Raw genomic sequence first — 19,507 nt, forward strand, 5'->3', positions numbered from 1 at the left:
AAAAATCACTAATTTGGAAAGGGTGCTAATCTTGTCACTTATAGGTAAGCTAATAGATCAAATTAATGAAGCCGATATCCAACAACTCATTAATTCTCAAGTCCAAGAAAGTCGTGTCCTTGATTATAAAGAGCAATTACCTGGAAATACAGGTGATGATAGACGCGAATTTTTATATGATGTTTCCGCGTTCGCGAACTCTGGCGGAGGTGAGTTAATATATGGCATATCGGAGATTCGCAACAACAATCAACCAACCGGCAGACCCGATGAGTTATTGGGTGTTTCCATTGACAACCCTGACACCCTTATAAGACAAATGGAAGATATAATCAGAGCAAACATTCAACCTCGTATTTTTGGTATTCAAATAAAAGCAATAATATTAGAGTCAGGTCAGTATATTTTGTTAATCAGAATTCCTAACAGTCTCAACTCCCCTCATATGGTTCACATGGGTGGAACTCAAAGGTTTTATACAAGAAACTCTGCAGGAAAACATCCAATGGATATAACAGAAATTCGCTCCGCTTTTCTTGCTTCAGCCGGCGTTTCGGAAAAAGTACGTGATCTACGTGTTTCTCGTATTTCAAAATTAAAAAATAATGCTGGATACACAGAATTAAAGTTCAATAATTCTATACTCGCAGTACATTTAGTGCCTTTCAGTTCATTTGGAGAGGAATCGATTGATTTATCCATAGCTCCTGATCACTCTTCAAACCTATGGCCCTTCTTTACGACTGGACTAGACTATAAGTATAATTTCGAAGGTTTTATAACGTTTTCAGCATGGCCAGGGGATAATGCTCCACATACGTATGTCCATTTGAACAGACGAGGTGTGATAGAATCAGTTGAGTCTGGAGGTATCCTTCGTGAAGAGGAGAATGGCAACAAAATTCTCCCAGCACCATACATTGAAGAACAAATTCTCGATAAGGTTATGCGATATCTAAATGCCCTCCCGAATTTTGGAATAAGTCCACCTTTAGTTATTATGATAAGTTTGCTGGGTGTTAAGGGCTTCAATTTTGTTACACCTCAATCATATTTTAGACCTAATCATATTTTCATTGAAGAACAAGATTTATTGTTACCCGAAGTTCTTATAGAATCCTATCCAACAGATATTAATGAACTATCAATAGTCATTAAGCCTGCTTTTGATGCGATGTGGAACGCTGCTGGATACCCCAATTCAAATAGTTATAATGCCCAAGGCCAATGGGTAAAGAGTAGATAAAGATTATAAAAAATGGACTACTCGTCCATAAGAACAAGCAGTTCTCAATGATGTGGCTAGGCGGAAAATGGCTACCGATTTAATCCGGCGATAGTGTCTCAACCTCATATATAGTTTAGCCGCAACGTCCAAATCGAGAACGTCGTCGTCCATGTAGCGCATGCAGATCAAATGCCTCTATCTGGCGCCCAGGCGATCAATAGCATTTTTTTTATACTCAACATGGTGTCTGCAGCTCTCCAACTCGTCCAACTTCGAGATCACCATATGCTACTAAAGATTCTGCAACATTGACTTGATATTAGATTGGTTTCATTATGCATAATGTCCCTTTGGTAAGTCTGTTACTACAAAATAAAAATAAAAAACCCACGCTGGAGCGTGGGTTCTTCATATTATTCTACTCCGTACTTTTCTATGAGTTCCTGTTTAAATCCAACGGCATTGTCAGTTCTACTCATTATGTTTGCATCATTATCAATATTGTAGATACCTTGGTTTGTACCGACAATTACATTAAGATCAGGATATGTTAAATCCGGTCTTAATACTAATAAATATCTACTTTCACCATCCATTTTATTATATCCCTCTGGTGAAAATTCAATTTTCCCAGGCACTAGTCCTCTATCCACAATGTAAATCGGCTCAGCAACTTTTATTACATCATCGATATTTAAGCCATTTTTCAAGTTGTTTTTATACACCTTCTCAATTTTGAAATCAGTAATTGTAAATGATTCATCTTTAAATCCTTCTTCATCGTAAGTTACGTGATTCTTACTAGATATAGGGCTACCGCTGACAATTAATTCAGTACGATCTTCCAATTCATCCAATGTACTATGATAAAAAGAAAATGCACTTATATTTGAACTGATTACTTTACTATCGGCGTATATATATCCTGAAACTAGCAATGCTACTGCTACAAAGGTAGTAATTATTGTTTTTTTAGATTTCATAAAAGTCCCTCCTTAATTTTAATTTCCGTACTTTGCTCTTATAGTCGCTCTATCAGCAGCTTGAGGAGTGTTATGACTAAAATTCACCGTATGATCTCTCATTACAGACGCAACGCCTGCACCATTATTGTGGAAGAGACCAAAGGCATGACCGAATTCATGAGTAAAAATATACTGTCTTTGAGAGTACTGAGCTCTTTGTAAATTTGTGTGATCCATGCGTATACGTGCTCTATCCCTATAGGCATCTTCAGTTACTTCGCTCCATCCCCAAAATTGATAAGTGTGATAATCCACAACACCAGTGACATCCCAACCAGGAATTGTTTGACCTACATAAATCGGAACACTAAAGTAAGTTGGAGGGGTAGAAGCTGTTGATACTGTGAAATCTAAGTTTGAAGAAATATTCTTCCAACCGGACATACCGTTATCTGTAAATAAATTGTATCCGTAAGTGGATACAGATGCATCTTTCCAGACAACTAAATTTTTTGCCGAGTTTCCAAATCCGATATTGTGATATAACCTTATTTGCGCAAACGCAACGACTGAAGATAATAACAACCCGCAAATTGTTATCAACAAAACTCGCTTTTTCATAATTTGATCTCTCCCTTATCAATTATTCTAAATTCAATTAAAAAATTTCTCTCCCTTCACAAAAAAAATGCAGTTTCCATTTAGGAATAATCTTCCTAGACAAAACCACAAGATTACTATATACGAATAAAAAGGCTAATTCAAGCATTAAAATTTGTTTTATAATTTTTTTGTTTATTGTTATAAATAAGGATAGCGATGAAGAAAATTGAATTTCATAATTTGCATTTTGATTATATCTGCAAAAAAAGAGACTAATCGTCACTTATGACGATCAGTCCTAGAGTTGTGGCTAGCCGATAGAGTGCCAGTGATTTAATGCGTCTATAGTGCCGAGGGCTCATGTCCATTTCACAAGCAACGTCGATATCCAAAACGTTATCATCGTCCATGTATCGCATACTGATCAGAGATCTCTGCCTGGCACCAAGCCTATTAATTGCTTGGTTTGCACGCTGGACATGCTGCCGCCGCCGCTCTGGTTCATCAACGTTAGTACTGGCTATTTCTCCTGTTTGGTCACTGGTAACGTTGGTGTTGCTGCGGGGCATGCTGCTGTAGGAAGCTGTGACACTCGCTTCCTCTGGGATGTATTCAGTAATGGCATACTCCCTGGCCTGCAGGAGATACTTCTCGACCGCTGCCCGGGTAGCCGCCTCGTCTACCTTGTAGATGTCCTGTTTGTTTTGCATGTTACCCCCACCGCTTTCGTTATGATATTATAGTGGTGGGTTTAAATGAATGAACAGCCCCCACGGGCCGGCCAAGGTGTGGGGGCTCTTTTCGTTAGTTAATAGCTCTAGAGGTATAACCAATAACATTTATCGCGGGAATACTTTTTTTTACGAAATTTCGACACATAAACATCCCGAAATAAATTGTCGATATTATCGATACAAATACCCATACCAATTTTAGGTATAAATTCTATATACTTTGCATACACACCGTTACCCTGAATCTTAAAATATCAAAGCGAGAAGGAGTGTGAATACCTACTGTCAGAAAAATATAGGAAACATGTATTGTTATTCATTTCTGTAGCTATGATCACGGTAATAACATATGGAATTTGGCTCTATAAGACTGATAGCGAACAGGCCGGTATTCACAATGATGAGCATTTTGAAATTAGTTTGCTAGACGCGTACAAGATAGGACTTTCAAAAGCAAATCACTGGGATCCAAAAGCTAAATTATATCTAATCTCTAGTGTAGATAGCGATTTTGGTCCTGAACAAGGAATCGACGGCAAAAGAAGATATTGGAACATGATTTTTGCTGTACCTGGATCTCCAAAATCAATCATCTACACGCTTCACGATAGAGAAATTATTAATACAATACCCACTACTGACATGACAAGCATTAATGAAGTAATTGATTCAATAGATGCGATTAAATTTGACAGTTCAGCACTTATACAAAAAGTACAAAGCGATTTAATGCCTGCTAAAGGCTGGGCAACTGGATACCACTTTATATTATCTAGAGGTATTGACTTTGATCTAATAGAAGTTGTAGGAGCTGACAAAGAAGGCCTGTTAAAAAAACTATATTTTAATGGACAAACAGGAGAATCTATTAACCCTACTTCTCTTCAAGTTATGAAATAAGTATAGAAGCGAGAATAAAACTCTTACATTAATCAGGAGGTATATAATGAAAAAAATAAAAAGCTTCGCAGTCGCTCTTATTGCCTTGAGTGTTACCTTAATTCCAATAAGCCTAGCAAATGCTACAACAGAAACATATTTTAACCAAGATGTGACAGCTTATGTGGCCCCTTCAGGATCTTTGACTTACTCAGGCACTACACCGAGCCAATATGTGACAGCGGCCGTTCATCCCAAGATCGGAGGCAGTCCAAACTCAGGTTTGAAATTCCCTTATGGTGCAATAATTACAGTAGGTGGTAATGGTGTTTCTACCCCCGGAGGGTTTAAAAGTACATTTCTTGTCTCTGATATGGGTGATGTTTATTTAAACCGAGGGCTGTCGTCAGCCTGGTTTGATATCTACTTCGGCGTCGGGAGTTCTCCAGGACACACAAATTACGATGCTGCTGTGAACTTTGGCAAAAAGAAAGTAAATTACTATGTGACATGGTAACAAAATTGAAAATTATATGGCCACTACATCTTCAGTCTATATAGCCAACCAGAAAGATTTCTGGTTGGCTTGTTCTTTTTCATTTCTCAGCTGAACAAAATTGCCTGCATGTCATGCACATCACTTTTACCTGCTCAGACTTACATTGATATGCTGAGACTTGCAATACGGGCATTTGGGCTTCCGGCTCCCTACCAGGCGCCCGAGATAGCCACCAGACCGATCGCTGCGATGGCAGCCAAGATGATCCAGATCATGACTCGCTCGCCTCCGGCCCTTGCTGGCCCGCGATGTAGCGTCGGGCCTGTGTCATTATCGGATTGTCTTGTTTAAGCGCCCGTAAGACCTCCGACGCCTGCTTCAGTTGCTCGATGGCGCGCTGCGCCGCCTCCGCCCCCTCTGCCAGCTGCTCGCGGAGCCGCTCGACCTCGTCCCAGGCCGCATGGTAGCCAGCTAGCACGTGCTGCAATGTATGGATGAAGTAGGGATCATGTTCCTGATTATCTCTCAAGCTGACAAAATATGATTTCATCTGCTCAACCCGGTTATCAGACACGCGTTCAATTTCGACTTTATGTGATGTCTCAGCTATGGCCTTCATACCACGCATCCTCTCAGGTTATGATTTTCGCTTATTTCTTCGTTGTCCGATCTTGCTGTAAATATCAGCCATGATGATCCCCGTCTTTGTCAGCTCAGCACTGCCCTGGATGAGCCCTTTTTTGTTGAGGATAGCCAACTGGCTACGGGACACAAGCAGGAGGTTGCCCGGCGCAAAATTACGCCGGTCCCCATCCCCGAAAATTACTGCATGACCTTTTGGGACTGGTCTCTCGTTGTGCTTCTCCCAAAGGATCAGATGCTTTCCACGCCATTTGTTTGGATCAGCAATCTTTATATCTACGTAATCGTCGCCGTTCACCCTTTCGGATCCAACAGGCTTATAATTGTGCGGCTTGTTTCCTTTCTTAAACTGGGTTGCCACGCCACCGGTCGTCATTCCTTTTTTTCCTTTGTTCGCAGGCACGGAACCCTTTTTAAATGTCGAATCGACGCCATTCGTCAGTCGGTTATTCGTTTTGAATGCTCGCATTTGCGATTGCTTAAGCTCCGTTCCAAAGTGTTTATTGAAGATTATCGTAAGCTCTGGCACTGTTCTGCCCTTGATATGGGTTTTAATAAAATCGCGCTGTTCCGGAGAAAATCGAAACATGGCTATCCCTCCAGCATCTTCGGAATCGCTGTGTTGGCATTAATTTTGTCATCAGCCAGCTTGATCGAATCCAGAACCAGCGAGCCATTGGCAATGATTTGAGAAGCAACCCCGGTCACAGCCTTAGCTCTGTTGATTTCCTCCGTCAACTTCTCTCCGGACAGATCCTCATCTGACAAGCGTTCCAGTTGGGCGAAAAGGTGATTGTTCAGATCCCCGAGTGTGTTCCTCATCACGACACCTCTTTCTGAACAGCTGTAGCTTGGATGTATCTGGCATTGTGATATTCGAAGAAGCGCTGAGCTGGCACAGTTAGATCCTGCCCTGGAAGAAGCTCAGCCATGTCAGCGGTAACGAAGGCTACCATCTGCTGCAGTAGCTCAAACATCCGGAGCATGATGTCCCCGCGCTCGATGACGGCGGGCTCTACACTCTTATTAAGTGTCTCGATAAGCTCATAGATCATCGCTCGCTGCACGTTGGGTCCGTCCGCTGGGATGACAGGCAAACGCAGCTGGATGAATCCGGCGGCCTGCTTCTGCAGGTCGATATTGGCGAGGTACACGTCCTGGAATTTAGCCTCCAAGCGTTTGTACTCCGCCTGCAGCTCAAGCAATCTCTGATCTGAAGAATCGGCAGTCACGGCATCAACACGTAGCCGGTCGACCTCTGCCTCCAGGTCGGCGATCCGGCTGTCGCGATCTGCAACCTTGGACCTCAGCTCAGCAACCAGACGATCACGATCGGAGAGTGAAGCAGCAAAGTCGTCGGCCTGCTGCATGCATCTACCGTGAGCCTCACGCTCCTGTTGCAGCTCCTCCTGCAGGAGAGCCAGGTCATCTTGCTGCGGCTCTAATTGCCCCGCAAGATCAGCTCCATCAGAAACAGGGGCGGGGATAGGCTCCGGTGTAGCCTTGGCCAGGCCGGCAGCGTAGATCTCCAGCTCGCGCTCCTCCGCGTCAATCTCCTTGATGCCCCACTCCTTCAGCATGTTATAGGCTTTCTGTGTTGGGACACCCATTGAACGAACAATATTTGTCCGTTTCTCCCCATCAAGGCGACGGGCAAGGTACTGCTCTTTGGTTATCGTCTTTTCCATGGTCGTTTTCTTCCTTTCACGTTTGGTTTCCCGGGGGACGGAAGGTTCTTCAAGCATTCCAGCAGCCTCGGCAGGAGTAATTCCGCGCAGCCCCCACTTATCCACCCTGTAGTTGAGAGACCCTATAGTTAAATCAAGTTCGTCTTCGATCTGAATCAGTGTCTTCCCGGCAGCCAGCAGGGAGAGAAGAGTGTCCCGATCTGGCAGCTTCGCAGAATTGCTTTGTTCATCTTGGCTGATTTTCTTACGTGATCTAACGTGATTTCCAAGCCTTTTGCCTAGATCAGCTAGCTCGATCCCGATTGGACACTTGGAGCAATGATGCGTGATAAACGAAGTATTCCCGCCATATTTACGGTGATGCTCCGTCTTGGCCTCACAAACTTTGCAATGGCTGTCCAGCAAGTCGCTGATTGCATGCACAACCTCCGCGCGCGATTCTGGCGCCATGATAATCAACCCTTTACGTTTGTAGTAAAGCCCGCCGGAGAGCGGCGGGCTTGTGTGTTATGCTCCGTATTGCTTGCTTACGAGTTCCTTGTATTTCTTCCATTCAGACGACACTTTACTTGAACTGACGCCCAGATTCTGAGCAATATTCATCCATGTCTCGCCGGCTTTGCGGCGCTCCAGGAAGGCTGGGAAGTCGTAGGGAATCTCATCATACTTAGGACGATCGCGAAGGATAATAGCTTCGATCTCGTCCTTGCTCAGCTCGACCGGCTGCTTATCCTCCTGCGGTGGCTCCGGTGGCTGACTATCGGACTGAGGCTCATTCCCCTGCAGGACTTCTTGCTCCCAATCGGAGAGCTCATCGTCGTCATGTTCCACGTCCGATGGTGGAGTTTGATCTTCGCCCTGGTCGGTATCCTCGCCGTCCTCGAGCTCGATGTCGTCACCCGAATCAGTAGGTTCCTGGTGCTGGCCAGCGTCGTCACCTTCCTGGAGCGACTCGCCCGGTTCCTCCGCATTGGAACCTTCCGGATCCGTTTGCTGCTGTGCCGGTGCAACAGGCTGCGTCTTCTTCCACTCGGCCCATTTGGCAGCCAGCGGAGCAACCCGGGAACGGTACTCATCAATTAACTCAATGAGCTTACCGGAAGGCATCTCGTTATCCTGAGCAATCTTGAGGTATGTGTGGCCATCATTTAGCTGCAGGATCCAAGCGACAAACGGATAATCCAGATCGTTATAGCTAGGGGCAAGCAACTCCATGATAAAGGCGTCAACGGTTTCCTTGCTGATTTCTTCGGGGATCTCCGTGATCGGCTCGGACGGATGCGGAATGCCCAGATCCAGCTCAGCTTGCTCACCTTCCGGCACGACCTTGGTGACGACTCCTTGATGATCGACGTCGTACTTGTGGATAGGCTCCTTGGTCTTAGCGTGGACTGGGACTGAATACCTGACCGACTCGGAATCGACAGCGATCGAGACGCGGCTGTCGAGCAATGCGGCGAGCTTGTCAATTTTTCCGTAAAGCTCATCGTCCGAGACCTCCAAGACGATCTCTTTGACACCCTTAGGCTTGAGGTTAATTTTTTTGAGGTTGGCTCGAAAATCTGTGTATGCCATGCTGATCACGCTCCTGATTGTTTTTTGTGGAATGCTGAGCAAAGGGCTATAGCATCGGCGGGATCAAACAAATGATCCTTGATATCACCCACCTTGTACTTGCCTTTGGGACAACTCTTGGTGTAGTGAACTGGAATGGCAATCGAATCAATGTCAATGTCGTAGGTCATGGCCATCTCCAGGGCGACCGTCTCCTTGTCGGCGTTTCCCTTTCCAGTCTGCATTTTTAGCTCGGTAGGTCGAATGCTCTCGACCTTTACATCGAGATGGAGCGCAGCGAGCGTCACCATCGAATAGGCACCGACCAGAGCAATGACGATTCCCGAATTCCGAAAATGAACCGGCCTTTCCAGGACAACGAAATCTGGACTTTCCTGCTTTATCATCCGATATGAGTCCTGGTAAATAGCATCAAGCACTATGGGCATCTCTATCTTGGTATAATTCCGCAGGCCATAGCCTGTGAGGCGTCCATTCTGCATCGTCGCCCAACCGGCATGATTGGTTCCGTGGTCAATGCCCAGGAGTTTCATCGTCTTGCCCTCCGTCGTTATTTGTTGAGGGGGTTTTGACGCTCTCTGGCGGCAGGGTGTAGACCTCTCCGATCACCCGGCCACGGTCGAAGATAATTTCCCGTCGCTTGGTCTGGAATAATGCATCAATCGGCTTTTTCATCAGGCCTTCCCCTTTCCGCGGTGCATGTCCGGGATCCGGCTACCTGACTTCTCCGCCGGCTCTTCCGGCTGGGGAGTTGTGCTGTAGTGAGTGCGGTCCAGGTTAACAAACTTGTTGAATTGTTTCAGGAACGCAAGCTCTACCGTGCCAACCGGACCGTTCCGCTGCTTGGCAATGATAATTTCGATGACATTTTTCTTATCCGACTCTTTGTCGTAGTAGTCGTCACGGTACAGGAAGGATACGATATCTGCATCCTGCTCAATAGATCCGGACTCGCGCAAATCAGACATCATCGGGCGCTTGTCCTGACGCTGCTCGACGCCGCGGCTCAACTGCGACAGGGCGATGACCGGTACTTCCAGCTCACGGGCAAGCTGCTTCAACGTCCGTGAGATCTCGGAAACCTCTTCCTGCCGGTTAGCGCCGCGACGGCCGCGCCCCTGGATCAGCTGCAGGTAGTCGATCAGGATCATGCCAAGTCCCTGCTCCTTCTTGAGCCGCCGACACTTAGCGCGGATCTCGTGGACGGTGATTCCCGGCGTATCGTCAATGAACATAGCAGCGTCGGATAGTTGGCCAACAGCCTGAGCCATCTTCTCCCAATCCTCACCCTCAAAAGCTCCCGATCGCATACGGCTCGCATCAACCATGCCTTCCGCGCAGATCATCCGCTTAACCAGTTGCGCCTTGGACATCTCCAGCGAAAATATAGCCAGTGTCTCGCCTACACGAATGCTGACATTCTGAGCGACGTTGAGCGCGAAGGCTGTCTTGCCCACCGAAGGTCGGGCAGCAACAATGATTAAATCATTACGCTGGAAACCGGACGTCATTTTGTCGAGGTCCGCAAACCCTGAAGGAATGCCGGTGATGCCCTGATTGTTGTCTTTGGCAATGTAAAGCCGCTCGGCCTCATCCATGACCTCCACCAAGACCTCTTTGACCGGCGTAAATTCCGTCGCAGGCACGGCTTGCTCGGAGAGCTTGGACATTTTCTTGTCCGCCTTGACCAAGAAGTCGGAGACGTCCTGCTGGCTAGCAGCATCATTGACCAGGCTGAGCGCCATCTCAATCGCTTGCCGTCGTAGGTACACGTCCGCCACCCGTCTAGCGTAAAAATCGACGTTTTTGGTTGTGGCCACTCCGTTTAGGAGGGTTGACAAGTACGTCACTCCACCAACCTTGTTGAGTTCCTCCGTGTCCTGGAGCCTGGAAGTGACCGAAACCAAATCGATTGGAATCTCTGATTCGGTCAGGTGCCGCATGACGCGGAAAATCCGGCCATGAGCTGGTTCGTAGAACTCCCCGCCCTGCAGGATCTCCTCGATCACAGCAAATGCATCAGGGTCAAGTAAGGCAGACCCAATCACTGCCTCCTCGGCTTGCAGATCGCGGGGGATATCAATCTGGGGCAGATCCTCAATCGTCAGCATTGCCTGCCCCCTTAATCATCTTGCGAATGTTTTGCCAGTAGTTTGGCGGCGGAGGCTGGTCAAGTTGTCGCCAGCTCTCCAGTCGATTCAAATGATCGGCAGCTGCCTGCTTGCTCCGTTGGCTGTCGATCTGATCGCCCAGGCGGCCGCGGATATGTGCGATCCCTGGGGTTACGATCTCAACTTGAATATGGTGATCGATATTAGACCAGGCTACCTCTGCTGGGAAGGACTTGAGATAGCGCTCGTGGTCCTCACGGACTTTGTCGGTTGTGGCATCGAAGAAGGGGAAATGCTTCTTGATGTGCTTGTAAAGCTTAGCGACCTCAATCAGTTCCACGCTTCATCTCCTCCTCTGCAATGAGCCGATCCAGCTCATCAAACTGTTGCTGTTGCTGTTTAGTGCGTTTCGGAGAGCCAGGGGCGACCGGCACGTGCGGCACCGCACCGGTTATGGCTTTGGACGATCGTTGTACCTCCCAAGCATCATAAATGCGAGGGATGATGAACGATATGCTCCGAATACTGTCACGTTTGTGGCGTGGCCTGAAATTGTCAAAGCAATGATCAATGCAGGTCTTAATAAATGGGGACGGCACCCCATCAGCCACCAGCTGCTTTACTTCTTCGTAGTCGGTCAAGCTCAATTCGAGCCCTCTACCTCTACGCTTCAAGAAGTGATTTCCAATGTCTTGTATCTGTTTCGTCATATCAGCTTCGTCTACCACCTCCACCTCTTCTTTTGTAATATCTACTGTAATATCTTTATTAGAGTGGACATTTTTGTCCGAGAGACTGGACATTTCTGTCCACTCTGTTTGGGAGACTGGACATTTTTGTCCACTCTCTTGGGGTAGAGACTGGACATTTTTGTCCAGAGAGTGGACATTTTTGTCCGAACGATCAGGGAACTTTTTCGAGTTTCTGACTGAGAAAATCATCCCATAGGGAGCTCTCGTAATTTTGATGTAGCCTTCTTGCTCTAAAGTGTCGATCCAACGTTGAACAGTTCTTTCGGTAACATCAAACTTCGCTGAGATCTCCTCACGCTTGATAGGCTTATTCCCGAGGACGATGCCCCAAGATACTCCATCCTTTTCGACATCCTTCGTCGTGGAGCTGACGCACCACAGGAATAACCATATTGCGCTGCCTATGTTCTTATAATGTTTGGGATCCAGGAGTCCGGAGTACATCGGAAAAGGATAGCTGTCTTGAGACATACAAACATCCCCTATATCTTGATTAGCGCTGGGACTCGCGAACAGAATACATCTGTACGTGCATGTGACCGACCTGTCCGTGATGGACAATCATTCCGGCCGTGACGCCAGAAGCTACTTGCTTAATCGTGTCTGAAAGCAGCTCAGGCATTTGTTCTTCCTTTGCTGCCAGTCTTGTAACCTGGATACCAAGGCCCTTCGCCATATCCTCCAGCAGCGCCTTGGCTTGTTCAGGCCCCTGAGCCATCGCTTCATCCATCCAGTGCTGCATCATCGTCATCTTGCTCATATCGATCTCTCCCTCATAATTTTCTGTTGCCATTCCTTCGAGAGCCGGCAGCGGGAAGCATGAATCTCGTAGAAGCGCCGCCCCAATGAAAACGAGACGAATTTTTTAGTAGACGTCTCGTAATAGAAACCATTCAAGTTTGGCGCCGTCACAGCGCCACCATTTCAACCGGCATAACGTAGGTTGACGGGTATTAGCTCGGCGTGCTCAGGCGCCCATGCCGGCGGACCGTACTTGCTGACATAGGCCAGCTTGTTAACCCACTCATCAACCGGCTCTCTCTCGTGCATAGCCTTGAGCAGCTCCCAGGCACCGATGACGTCATTGAGCGCTCGGTGCGCCCCAGTGAGCGTAATGCCGTAGCGCTCGGTCATGTCTGTCAACTTGTGCGGGAAAGTGTGCCGGTCACGCGCGATCGTACAGGTATCAATAAAATGATTGCTGAAGGTTGGACGACCGGAACGTTGCAGCCAGTAATGGAGGAACGCCATGTCGAAGGTCGCGTTATGCGCAACCAGCAGGCTACCCTTGGCCAGGTTGCGCAGAATCTTGAATGCCAGATCCTCCGGCATCCCCTCGGCCACGTCCGCATTTGTCAGGCCCGTAATCTCAGTAATCTTGGCCGGTAGCTCGCCGTCGAACTGTACGAGCGTTTGAAATTGGCTTACGATCTGGCCATCGATGCAGCGGATCGCTGCCAACTCAATGACGCGGTCAGTAGCAGGGTTAAGGCCCGTAGTCTCAAAATCAAAAACAGTAATATCATCAAGCATTGGATCGACTCCTATCGTCTCGCAGCCATATGATGCGCTGCTGGTAATTTGCCTTGCGTACGCTCCAGCCCTCGTAACCACGTGCAAAGTACTCTTTGACCTCGCGCTTAAACGCCTCTGGGTCGGTGTGGTACAGCGCCCAAATCCGCTCGCTCACGCCGGAGCGAGTCAGCGGCACACCGAACTCGTCATAAATTGGCTCTGTCATCGCTTGGCCACCCGGACCACTGCCCCGGTGACCTCCTGCACCTCGCGCCGGAAACGCTCCTCGTCGCTGTTGCCGTCCGAAAGATGCAGCAGCCATATCTCTTGGACCTTAGATACGTCGTTGGCTCGTAGAAAATCCTTTACGTGATCCAAGCCAAAGTGCGATCGGAGCAGCCGGTGCATCTGCGCCGGATGGAGCTGGCCAGCCTCGACACGCTCCTGGACGATGTCCAGGGCGTAATTGCACTCGACCATCAAGTGAGTCAGGCCACCGAACCGGTATCGGCAGTAATAGCTGTCCGTCAAAAAGAGCAGCTTGTCCCCGTCACGGTTGGCCAGCAGGAAGCCCAGGGGCTCCGCCGCATCATGCTCCACGTCAAACGGCAGGATCGTCCAGGTGCCGATTCGAAATGACTTGTGAGCCTGCACGGTATGCAGCCGATGACTGGACAGCCCCAGGGCGTCCGCTGTCCCTTGTCCGGTATAAATCCGGACGCCTGCTCGCATCAGGTCCTTGATGGCCTTGCTGTGATCGCCGTGATCATGTGTAACCAGGCAACCGGCAAGCTGGGTCACCTGGAAGGAGAGCGCCCGCTGCAGCTCCTTATACGGCAACCCAGCCTCCAGGAGCAGCGTGGTATGCCCGTCCGTGATTCGGTAGGCATTGCCGGCGCTGCTGCTTCCCAGTGGCAGGATCTCAATCACTCGAAGTCGAGATCCATTTCATCCGGATTTGGTGGCGGCGCATCTGCTGCGGGCTTCTTCTGATCGCTGCCTTTATCGGATGCTGGCGGCGGCTCCGGATCGGACGCGGGTTCCGGGTCATCGTCCTCACCCTCCGGCGTGATATCAATCCGCTGCCGGTTGCCATTCTCTCCGATCTCGTCCTCTACGGACTGGATGTTGTACTCCTGCTCAAGCTGGCTCAGGCGGAGGTAATCGTCATCAATCTTCTGGCTGTCAATCGTGATATCGTTGTAGGCAGCCCGAATTACCGTCTTCAAGCACATCTGATCGTACCAGCCCTCTACCTTCTCCTTGCCCGTCTTCTTGTTTCTTCCGGTATCTTCGTCCTTCTCCCAAACGTCCTTTTCACCGCCCCAAAACTCAGGGGACGCATGTTTGGGTCGTCGCTTAAGGATTTCCTCGATGCTAAGCATGACCAGCTTGTTTTTGTGTGGCGCCTGTGAAAATGAGTGATAATAGAACCCGCCAACTATCTCACCGCGTTTGAATGCGTTAGTGATTTCAAAATGATAGCCCTCAACCTCGTTTCGAGCGTCGCGCTTGATGGGGAAGAACTTGTCCGTCGAGTAAACCAACTCGACTATCACTTTGTCTGGAACATCCAGACCATATTTGACCGCCTTGAGCTCCATGCCGCGGTAGCCCTCGACAAAACCAATATCATATTGGCCGGTTCTTTTATTTTTAAAGGGAACCATGTTGATATGGTTCTTCTGGGCAGGATCGAAGCCTACTCGCGCGTAGGTCACAACATCCCGGGCCAGTTTCTCCATGTTGATGTTCTGCCAGGTCACCGGAGTCGCATCTCGGTTTCTCTCCGACTTTGCAAGTCGCTTCTCCTCCGCGGCTCTGAGCGTGGAGTCCAGGGAGATAAAGTAATTCTGAGCCAGGCGTTTCTGGAACTGAGTCAAAGCCACTTCACTCACGCCCGCCGAGAACTGCGCCACAACCATATTCATGAAGCGCTCTGATTGGGTCAGTTCCTTCTTAGCGAGAGCCTTATACTGCTGCTGTTGCTTCTCTTCTTCGCTCATTCTTGGCCTCCATTCAGCGGCATGCCCGCTTTGATGTAGCACTCTGTGCAGTAAAAGCGTTCCGGCTCAAACCCGTTGTACGTACCTTCCTCCTCCAGCACGTATTCAACGGGGGTCATGTCGTTAAGCTCAGCCGCCTCAATGTACTCCTCGATCTCGTCCGGATGCTTATCACATCCGATGCAAGTCAGTGGTTCACCAAATTTAAGACCGCAAACCTTACAAAACTTATCCGTGCTCTGGATCTCGGTGTTACTACATTGTGGACATTTCATTAGATCGCCTCCCTGCTGATGAAACGGAGCCTTTTGTCGTCCTCTGAAACAATTAAGCGCACGACCTGCGAGTCTGTAGGTTGCAGTTTGGTAACAGACTCGGCGTTGTCTACAAAGATCGGTGCCGTGACCCCGTAATGCTCACAAAGTGTGTTGATGATATCGATACCGACATTGTTCTGGGCAGCTTTGTTCAGCCCGCCATCGTACGGCACGCCCTTATACAGCGTGTCGCAGACCTCTTTGATCCCGCCGTTGATCTGTTCCTCAAACAGCCGGAACCGAGCCAAACGGAACTTGGAATCGATGCGGGACTGCAGCAGGCTGACCTTCGTCCGGATAAACTCCTCTGCTAGAAACAGCTCATGCTGCTGGCGCTCGTACTCGGCAGCCAGCTTCGTCTCCTGCTCCTCGAGCTCGGCGATCCGCTCCAGCTGCTTGGCCGCCTGTTCGAACTTGGCCAGGTCGGCCTCATACGTCTGAATCTCGGCCTGCAGGTTGTCGATGACGCCTTGCAGTCTTTCTTGCTCCTGCCGAGTGCTCTCCCGCAGCCCCTTGATCTGAGCGGCGATACCATCGGCCTCTGCGGACAGCCGGCGGTACTCTGGATCCTTGTTTGGATCCTGGACACCACCGCGCAGGCGCTCGAGCTCGACTTCCGCCGCCTTAGCCTGCTCCTGTAGGGGCTGGACCTTGGCCGTGTTGGCCTGTAACTCCTCCCTGTGCTGGATGACCTCCTCGCTCAACCGATCCGCCTCCGTCTTGACTGCACGACCCCGGGACTGGATGCTCGTCAGCCGCTCTGCCTTGCGACGGTTGGCCTCTGCCAGCGCCTTGGCATGTGCCTCCTGTCGGAGGTCCTCTGGCAACAGCTGTCCGCAGGCCGCGCAGCTGTCGCTCTCGGTATGCTCAAAGGGCTCTGCTTTGACAGCTGCAAACTGATCGGCCAACTGCTTGCGCTCCGCATCCAGAGCAGTGATGCGCTGCTCGTTTGTTCGGATCTTGTACTGACGGTCATCCGCTGACCGCCGAAGCTCATCGAGCTGGCGGTGCAGGACAGCGACATGATCGCGCTGCTTGGCAATCTCATCGAGCACATCCGACTGCAGGCGACGTTTGATATCGACCATCTGCCCATCCAATTGGGTCCATTGGTGCTTCAGCTCCTGGACGCGGCCACCTGATTGGACGGCCATCAGCTCCAATTGACGCTCCGTGACCTGGCCGCGCAGGGACGCGATGTCCTCCTGCAGCAGTTCCTCACTCAGCTCAGACACATTAGGCACGCTACGCTGAGCTTCGCTGATCCGGATTGGGATCTGTTCGATCTCTCCATTTATCCGCTTAAGGGCGGCGGCGACGATCTTTTTATGATCCTCGACCGACCGCTCTTGCAGGATCTTCTCGAGCGGCTGCAGCTCCTTTTTACTGTGCAGAATCTCGACGTCGGGGATCTCCCCGCAGATCTCCATGAGGATCCGGCGACGGTCGTCTTTTCTAAGGACCTCGTTGAAATATGATGGGTTGGTGATGAGTTTAAACAACTCCTCCGGAATGATGGAGGTCACCTCAGCCTCATACTCGCTTTTATTGACCGGCACGCCGTCGAGATGGTAAATTGTCTCGTGGCCACTATAGGTGGCCTTGATGGATCCACGCTTCTTGACCCATTTCTCCTTGAAGACTCGCCGGAAGGTCTTCGGTCGCCCGTCGACTGTTAGAACACACTCGACCTCGTGCTCCAGTTTTCGCTGCCGGATACGGCCGATCTCGTCCAGCTCCTGAATTTCAAAGTCAGCTCGATTCAGGCTATCCTTGCCAAAAAGTGACCAAGTGAAGGCATCGAAGATGGTCGTCTTGCCAGTGGCGTTATCCCCGTAAACGTCAAGATCCGAGGCGCCCGTCGTAACGACGAGCTCTCGGAATCCCTTAAAATTTCGAAGCGTCAAGCGCTCCAGTACGATTTGCTTCATGGCGTCACCTGGATAAGGCCAGCAACTGCCCGGTATGCCTTAAACTGGATCTGCAGGCGCTCAAGACGGGATACAGTGTTTTTCAACTGCAGCTCACAGCCGGAAAGCAATTCCCTCTCGTGGCCAGTGAATTGTCGTGCCTGTGCTGCCCTGGTCTCAGCATTTTTTCCATCCAGTTTGTTATGAAGGAGCAATGAATCTTCTTTTTCTTGAAGCAGATCCTTAGCTTCAAGCACCTGTTGATGCATAGCCAGAACATCCACCTGAGCAGTTTCGATTTCATCCGGCAACGACAACAGTCTCGCGACAAGCTCATTCTTGGTCATGGTCATCGGGGCACCTCCTCGGTGAGCTGACCAGCCTGAAGATTAAAAGTGACTTCACGGCCTGGAGAGATATCCTTGCTGTGCAGATACGCCTCCATCTTCTGCTGCCTTTCCTTAGTAAGTCGCTCGTTCTCTTCTAGCAACTCTTTTCCCCTTGGGCTTGTGAAATATGGAACCTTCAACGATTTGTAAAACGAATCACCGTCCTTAAACAGTTGATCAGCATCAGCGATTTCAATCATCTTGAACATATGTTCCGCTACTGCAGCCTTTGAGTTTAGCTCATTTAACATGAGACCCTTCCCCAGCATGCGCAGCTGTGACAGCACCGGCTCCTCGATCTTGCAAAGAACTACCGTTCTTGTTGGCTGAAGTGCTTCTAGCAATTCTCTAAACATGGGTTCCTCCTTGTCGCCCTAGGCATACCGTGGTATGCTAGGAGCAGTTCATGGTTTAAAGTAGCCCTCTCGCGAAGGGCTATTTTTTATTTCAACAATCATCACAGTTCCGGGGGTATCCCGGCTCATCGCCGTCAATCAGTTCCCCGCAGCACTGGCAAAACAGTCCTTCCAACACTGCATCAGCTGCTTCACCCAAACTCCATCCTCCTCCCTTATGTAGTTGAGTGGGCGGGGATTTGCACCCCGCTACGGTTTGCACGTAGTTGTTCGTTGGTCGCCGGTAGGCTCAATGCCCGGACCAGACTTCACCGCAAAGCCGAATTGGATTTTATAGCAGGCTCAGGCCAGCAACTTAAACGCCGGGATTTGCACCCTACTTCTACCGCACAGGCGTTGCGATCCCTTTTCCGCCACCACTCATAGAGCCTATTCAATTTTCAAAGAGCAACGTGGCCAAAGCCACGGCGGTTACCCGCGACGCCTCCCGGCGTTTCGTCCGCTCCGCTGCGGACTCGTCAGGCGGTCAGGACTCAGCGGCTGCCCTAGCAAGCTGCCGGATCGCATCGCGGCTGTACATCTTGCCACCAAAGCTGACCAGGTCCTCCAGGCTTCCGGTGATGACGCAGCCGGGCTGATACTTCTTAAGGATGATTCTCTGATCCCCATCGACAAAAAACTCAATCGGGTCTCCTTCAGCAATGTTAAAAGAACGACGAATCTCTTTCGGGATGACCACACGACCCAGCTCATCGATTTTGCGAACTATACCAGTTGCTTTCATATTCAGTTCTCCCTTGTGCTCCCCCACGCCGCGTGGTATCATAGGAGCAATCAAATTTTGTAAGTCCTTGATTTAGCCGTCCTAGCCGACGGCTATTTTGCTGTCTGCGGAAGCATGTGCATCCGCGATCTCACGCTCGATCTCTGCCACCAACGTTCTCAGTTCCTGCTGCGCATCCTTATCGCCAAGCCTGGCCGCGCTCCGGTAAAGAGCCGTCAGCTCGCCGATCCGCTGGCGTGCTGCCTCAAAATCATAGTGTTTGTTGCCCATGTGCGGCTGCCAAGTGCCAGCCTGCTCCATCTCTACGAATTGGCCGAATGTCAACCGATAGCAAGCACCCACGCGATGAGTGACAAAGTAATCTCCTAGCCTGTCCAGCACCCGATCATCTATCATAGCTACCACACTGAATGCTGATGCTGGTTAAGTACGTGCAGCTCAATCATCATGGCCATGGCCGGGCGGTGCTCGTATCGCCTGAGCTCCGGCATCACTGCCGCCCGCCCCCGCTCCGTCAGCTGATATCCGTTATCCGTCAGCTCGACCTTGCCCTC

The 19,507-nt window shown here is 49.6% G+C and carries 27 protein-coding genes and 1 pseudogene; 3 read left to right on the forward strand and 25 right to left on the reverse strand.

The window, feature by feature from the left end; all coding sequences use genetic code 11:
- Positions 1–31: 31 nt before the first annotated feature.
- The gene (locus F556_RS0131655; protein ID WP_020621034.1) at positions 32–1,246 is read left to right on the forward strand and encodes an AlbA family DNA-binding domain-containing protein; all 1,215 of its coding nucleotides are present in this window, start codon (positions 32–34) and stop codon (positions 1,244–1,246) included.
- A gap of 395 nt (positions 1,247–1,641) precedes the next feature.
- Here the strand turns inward: F556_RS0131655 and F556_RS0131660 are convergent, their stop codons facing one another.
- The 3 genes from F556_RS0131660 to F556_RS0131665 form a co-directional block, all read right to left on the reverse strand.
- Entirely contained in the window at positions 1,642–2,211 is a 570-nt protein-coding gene (locus F556_RS0131660) for a hypothetical protein (protein WP_020621035.1), read from the reverse strand.
- A gap of 18 nt (positions 2,212–2,229) precedes the next feature.
- On the reverse strand, positions 2,230–2,814 hold the full coding sequence (locus F556_RS38205) for a zinc metalloprotease (protein WP_157273036.1): 585 nt from the start codon (positions 2,812–2,814) through the stop codon (positions 2,230–2,232).
- A 254-nt stretch (positions 2,815–3,068) separates the two neighbouring features.
- Entirely contained in the window at positions 3,069–3,506 is a 438-nt protein-coding gene (locus F556_RS0131665) for an ArpU family phage packaging/lysis transcriptional regulator (RefSeq protein WP_020621036.1), read from the reverse strand.
- 354 nt (positions 3,507–3,860) lie between these two features.
- Here F556_RS0131665 and F556_RS0131670 point away from each other — a divergent pair, with 354 nt between their 5' ends.
- Positions 3,861–4,430: a hypothetical protein gene (locus F556_RS0131670; RefSeq protein WP_157273037.1), complete on the forward strand. Its 570-nt coding sequence runs from the start codon at positions 3,861–3,863 to the stop codon at positions 4,428–4,430.
- Positions 4,431–4,476: 46 nt separating this feature from the next.
- Positions 4,477–4,926, forward strand: coding sequence for an RlpA-like double-psi beta-barrel domain-containing protein (locus F556_RS0131675; RefSeq protein ID WP_020621038.1), 450 nt, complete (start codon positions 4,477–4,479; stop codon positions 4,924–4,926).
- Between the two features lie 253 nt (positions 4,927–5,179).
- On the opposite strand, the gene F556_RS0131680 is transcribed toward F556_RS0131675, so the two are convergent.
- The 22 genes and pseudogenes from F556_RS0131680 to F556_RS0131780 all read right to left on the reverse strand — a co-directional run bounded on the left by F556_RS0131680 (position 5,180) and on the right by F556_RS0131780 (position 19,349).
- On the reverse strand, positions 5,180–5,527 hold the full coding sequence (locus F556_RS0131680; RefSeq protein ID WP_020621039.1) for a hypothetical protein: 348 nt from the start codon (positions 5,525–5,527) through the stop codon (positions 5,180–5,182).
- An 18-nt stretch (positions 5,528–5,545) separates the two neighbouring features.
- A complete protein-coding gene (locus F556_RS0131685; protein ID WP_020621040.1) occupies positions 5,546–6,139 on the reverse strand; it encodes an HNH endonuclease signature motif containing protein in 594 nt (197 codons plus the stop codon).
- A 2-nt stretch (positions 6,140–6,141) separates the two neighbouring features.
- Positions 6,142–6,372, reverse strand: coding sequence for a hypothetical protein (locus F556_RS0131690; RefSeq protein WP_020621041.1), 231 nt, complete (start codon positions 6,370–6,372; stop codon positions 6,142–6,144).
- Entirely contained in the window at positions 6,372–7,238 is an 867-nt protein-coding gene (locus F556_RS0131695) for a hypothetical protein (RefSeq protein ID WP_245583179.1), read from the reverse strand. The genes F556_RS0131690 and F556_RS0131695 overlap by 1 nt, the downstream gene beginning before the upstream one ends.
- Positions 7,239–7,517: 279 nt before the next feature.
- Positions 7,518–7,688, reverse strand: a pseudogene (locus tag F556_RS39320) (zinc-finger domain-containing protein); the annotation flags it as partial.
- Positions 7,689–7,745: 57 nt separating this feature from the next.
- Positions 7,746–8,813, reverse strand: coding sequence for a hypothetical protein (locus tag F556_RS36815; protein ID WP_020621043.1), 1,068 nt, complete (start codon positions 8,811–8,813; stop codon positions 7,746–7,748).
- Positions 8,814–8,818: 5 nt separating this feature from the next.
- Positions 8,819–9,346 (reverse strand): crossover junction endodeoxyribonuclease RuvC, encoded by a 528-nt coding sequence (locus tag F556_RS0131705; RefSeq protein ID WP_020621044.1) that lies wholly within the window; start codon positions 9,344–9,346, stop codon positions 8,819–8,821.
- A complete protein-coding gene (locus F556_RS38210) occupies positions 9,327–9,488 on the reverse strand; it encodes a hypothetical protein (RefSeq protein ID WP_020621045.1) in 162 nt (53 codons plus the stop codon). The genes F556_RS0131705 and F556_RS38210 overlap by 20 nt, the downstream gene beginning before the upstream one ends.
- Positions 9,488–10,924 carry a replicative DNA helicase gene (gene dnaB, locus F556_RS0131715; protein ID WP_020621046.1) on the reverse strand — a complete coding sequence of 479 codons (1,437 nt, stop codon included), beginning with the start codon at positions 10,922–10,924 and terminating at the stop codon, positions 9,488–9,490. Before dnaB ends, F556_RS38210 begins: the two co-directional genes overlap by 1 nt.
- A complete protein-coding gene (locus F556_RS0131720) occupies positions 10,911–11,264 on the reverse strand; it encodes a hypothetical protein (RefSeq protein WP_020621047.1) in 354 nt (117 codons plus the stop codon). Before F556_RS0131720 ends, dnaB begins: the two co-directional genes overlap by 14 nt.
- Positions 11,251–12,147, reverse strand: a complete 897-nt coding sequence (locus F556_RS36820) for a helix-turn-helix domain-containing protein (RefSeq protein WP_020621048.1) — start codon at positions 12,145–12,147, stop codon at positions 11,251–11,253. Before F556_RS36820 ends, F556_RS0131720 begins: the two co-directional genes overlap by 14 nt.
- Positions 12,148–12,169: 22 nt before the next feature.
- Complete coding sequence (locus tag F556_RS0131730; protein WP_020621049.1) at positions 12,170–12,436, reverse strand: hypothetical protein; 267 nt, start codon at positions 12,434–12,436, stop codon at positions 12,170–12,172.
- Positions 12,437–12,600: 164 nt separating this feature from the next.
- The gene (locus tag F556_RS0131735; RefSeq protein WP_020621050.1) at positions 12,601–13,209 is read right to left on the reverse strand and encodes a 3'-5' exonuclease; all 609 of its coding nucleotides are present in this window, start codon (positions 13,207–13,209) and stop codon (positions 12,601–12,603) included.
- Positions 13,202–13,417: a hypothetical protein gene (locus F556_RS0131740; protein WP_020621051.1), complete on the reverse strand. Its 216-nt coding sequence runs from the start codon at positions 13,415–13,417 to the stop codon at positions 13,202–13,204. Before F556_RS0131740 ends, F556_RS0131735 begins: the two co-directional genes overlap by 8 nt.
- Positions 13,414–14,121: an MBL fold metallo-hydrolase gene (locus tag F556_RS0131745; RefSeq protein ID WP_020621052.1), complete on the reverse strand. Its 708-nt coding sequence runs from the start codon at positions 14,119–14,121 to the stop codon at positions 13,414–13,416. Before F556_RS0131745 ends, F556_RS0131740 begins: the two co-directional genes overlap by 4 nt.
- Positions 14,118–15,197: a recombinase RecT gene (locus tag F556_RS0131750; RefSeq protein ID WP_020621053.1), complete on the reverse strand. Its 1,080-nt coding sequence runs from the start codon at positions 15,195–15,197 to the stop codon at positions 14,118–14,120. The genes F556_RS0131745 and F556_RS0131750 overlap by 4 nt, the downstream gene beginning before the upstream one ends.
- Positions 15,194–15,472, reverse strand: coding sequence for a hypothetical protein (locus tag F556_RS0131755; RefSeq protein ID WP_020621054.1), 279 nt, complete (start codon positions 15,470–15,472; stop codon positions 15,194–15,196). Before F556_RS0131755 ends, F556_RS0131750 begins: the two co-directional genes overlap by 4 nt.
- Entirely contained in the window at positions 15,472–17,445 is a 1,974-nt protein-coding gene (locus F556_RS0131760; protein WP_020621055.1) for an AAA family ATPase, read from the reverse strand. Before F556_RS0131760 ends, F556_RS0131755 begins: the two co-directional genes overlap by 1 nt.
- On the reverse strand, positions 17,442–17,777 hold the full coding sequence (locus F556_RS0131765; RefSeq protein WP_020621056.1) for a hypothetical protein: 336 nt from the start codon (positions 17,775–17,777) through the stop codon (positions 17,442–17,444). Before F556_RS0131765 ends, F556_RS0131760 begins: the two co-directional genes overlap by 4 nt.
- On the reverse strand, positions 17,774–18,169 hold the full coding sequence (locus tag F556_RS0131770) for a hypothetical protein (protein ID WP_020621057.1): 396 nt from the start codon (positions 18,167–18,169) through the stop codon (positions 17,774–17,776). The genes F556_RS0131765 and F556_RS0131770 overlap by 4 nt, the downstream gene beginning before the upstream one ends.
- 526 nt (positions 18,170–18,695) lie before the next feature.
- Positions 18,696–18,953 (reverse strand): AbrB/MazE/SpoVT family DNA-binding domain-containing protein, encoded by a 258-nt coding sequence (locus F556_RS0131775; RefSeq protein ID WP_020621058.1) that lies wholly within the window; start codon positions 18,951–18,953, stop codon positions 18,696–18,698.
- An 81-nt stretch (positions 18,954–19,034) separates the two neighbouring features.
- A complete protein-coding gene (locus F556_RS0131780; RefSeq protein WP_425414025.1) occupies positions 19,035–19,349 on the reverse strand; it encodes a hypothetical protein in 315 nt (104 codons plus the stop codon).
- Positions 19,350–19,507: the final 158 nt, after the last annotated feature.

Source organism: Paenibacillus daejeonensis DSM 15491, assembly GCF_000378385.1.
Taxonomy (GTDB): Bacteria; Bacillota; Bacilli; order Paenibacillales; family Paenibacillaceae; genus Paenibacillus_D; species Paenibacillus_D daejeonensis.

What these genes read in the sequence shown, in the direction of transcription:
- F556_RS0131660 (WP_020621035.1), bottom strand. Translation starts at nt 2,211, where the DNA reads ATGAAATCTAAAAAAACAATAATTACTACCTTTGTAGCAGTAGCATTG.
- F556_RS38205 (WP_157273036.1), bottom strand. Translation starts at nt 2,814, where the DNA reads ATGAAAAAGCGAGTTTTGTTGATAACAATTTGCGGGTTGTTATTATCT.
- F556_RS0131665 (WP_020621036.1), bottom strand. Translation starts at nt 3,506, where the DNA reads ATGCAAAACAAACAGGACATCTACAAGGTAGACGAGGCGGCTACCCGG.
- F556_RS0131670 (WP_157273037.1), top strand. Translation starts at nt 3,861, where the DNA reads ATGATCACGGTAATAACATATGGAATTTGGCTCTATAAGACTGATAGC.
- F556_RS0131675 (WP_020621038.1), top strand. Translation starts at nt 4,477, where the DNA reads ATGAAAAAAATAAAAAGCTTCGCAGTCGCTCTTATTGCCTTGAGTGTT.
- F556_RS0131680 (WP_020621039.1), bottom strand. Translation starts at nt 5,527, where the DNA reads ATGAAGGCCATAGCTGAGACATCACATAAAGTCGAAATTGAACGCGTG.
- F556_RS0131685 (WP_020621040.1), bottom strand. Translation starts at nt 6,139, where the DNA reads ATGTTTCGATTTTCTCCGGAACAGCGCGATTTTATTAAAACCCATATC.
- F556_RS0131690 (WP_020621041.1), bottom strand. Translation starts at nt 6,372, where the DNA reads ATGAGGAACACACTCGGGGATCTGAACAATCACCTTTTCGCCCAACTG.
- F556_RS0131695 (WP_245583179.1), bottom strand. Translation starts at nt 7,238, where the DNA reads ATGGAAAAGACGATAACCAAAGAGCAGTACCTTGCCCGTCGCCTTGAT.
- F556_RS36815 (WP_020621043.1), bottom strand. Translation starts at nt 8,813, where the DNA reads ATGGCATACACAGATTTTCGAGCCAACCTCAAAAAAATTAACCTCAAG.
- F556_RS0131705 (WP_020621044.1), bottom strand. Translation starts at nt 9,346, where the DNA reads ATGAAACTCCTGGGCATTGACCACGGAACCAATCATGCCGGTTGGGCG.
- F556_RS38210 (WP_020621045.1), bottom strand. Translation starts at nt 9,488, where the DNA reads ATGAAAAAGCCGATTGATGCATTATTCCAGACCAAGCGACGGGAAATT.
- dnaB (WP_020621046.1), bottom strand. Translation starts at nt 10,924, where the DNA reads ATGCTGACGATTGAGGATCTGCCCCAGATTGATATCCCCCGCGATCTG.
- F556_RS36820 (WP_020621048.1), bottom strand. Translation starts at nt 12,147, where the DNA reads ATGTCTCAAGACAGCTATCCTTTTCCGATGTACTCCGGACTCCTGGAT.
- F556_RS0131730 (WP_020621049.1), bottom strand. Translation starts at nt 12,436, where the DNA reads ATGAGCAAGATGACGATGATGCAGCACTGGATGGATGAAGCGATGGCT.
- F556_RS0131735 (WP_020621050.1), bottom strand. Translation starts at nt 13,209, where the DNA reads ATGCTTGATGATATTACTGTTTTTGATTTTGAGACTACGGGCCTTAAC.
- F556_RS0131740 (WP_020621051.1), bottom strand. Translation starts at nt 13,417, where the DNA reads ATGACAGAGCCAATTTATGACGAGTTCGGTGTGCCGCTGACTCGCTCC.
- F556_RS0131750 (WP_020621053.1), bottom strand. Translation starts at nt 15,197, where the DNA reads ATGAGCGAAGAAGAGAAGCAACAGCAGCAGTATAAGGCTCTCGCTAAG.
- F556_RS0131755 (WP_020621054.1), bottom strand. Translation starts at nt 15,472, where the DNA reads ATGAAATGTCCACAATGTAGTAACACCGAGATCCAGAGCACGGATAAG.
- F556_RS0131760 (WP_020621055.1), bottom strand. Translation starts at nt 17,445, where the DNA reads ATGAAGCAAATCGTACTGGAGCGCTTGACGCTTCGAAATTTTAAGGGA.
- F556_RS0131765 (WP_020621056.1), bottom strand. Translation starts at nt 17,777, where the DNA reads ATGACCATGACCAAGAATGAGCTTGTCGCGAGACTGTTGTCGTTGCCG.
- F556_RS0131770 (WP_020621057.1), bottom strand. Translation starts at nt 18,169, where the DNA reads ATGTTTAGAGAATTGCTAGAAGCACTTCAGCCAACAAGAACGGTAGTT.
- F556_RS0131775 (WP_020621058.1), bottom strand. Translation starts at nt 18,953, where the DNA reads ATGAAAGCAACTGGTATAGTTCGCAAAATCGATGAGCTGGGTCGTGTG.
- F556_RS0131780 (WP_425414025.1), bottom strand. Translation starts at nt 19,349, where the DNA reads ATGATAGATGATCGGGTGCTGGACAGGCTAGGAGATTACTTTGTCACT.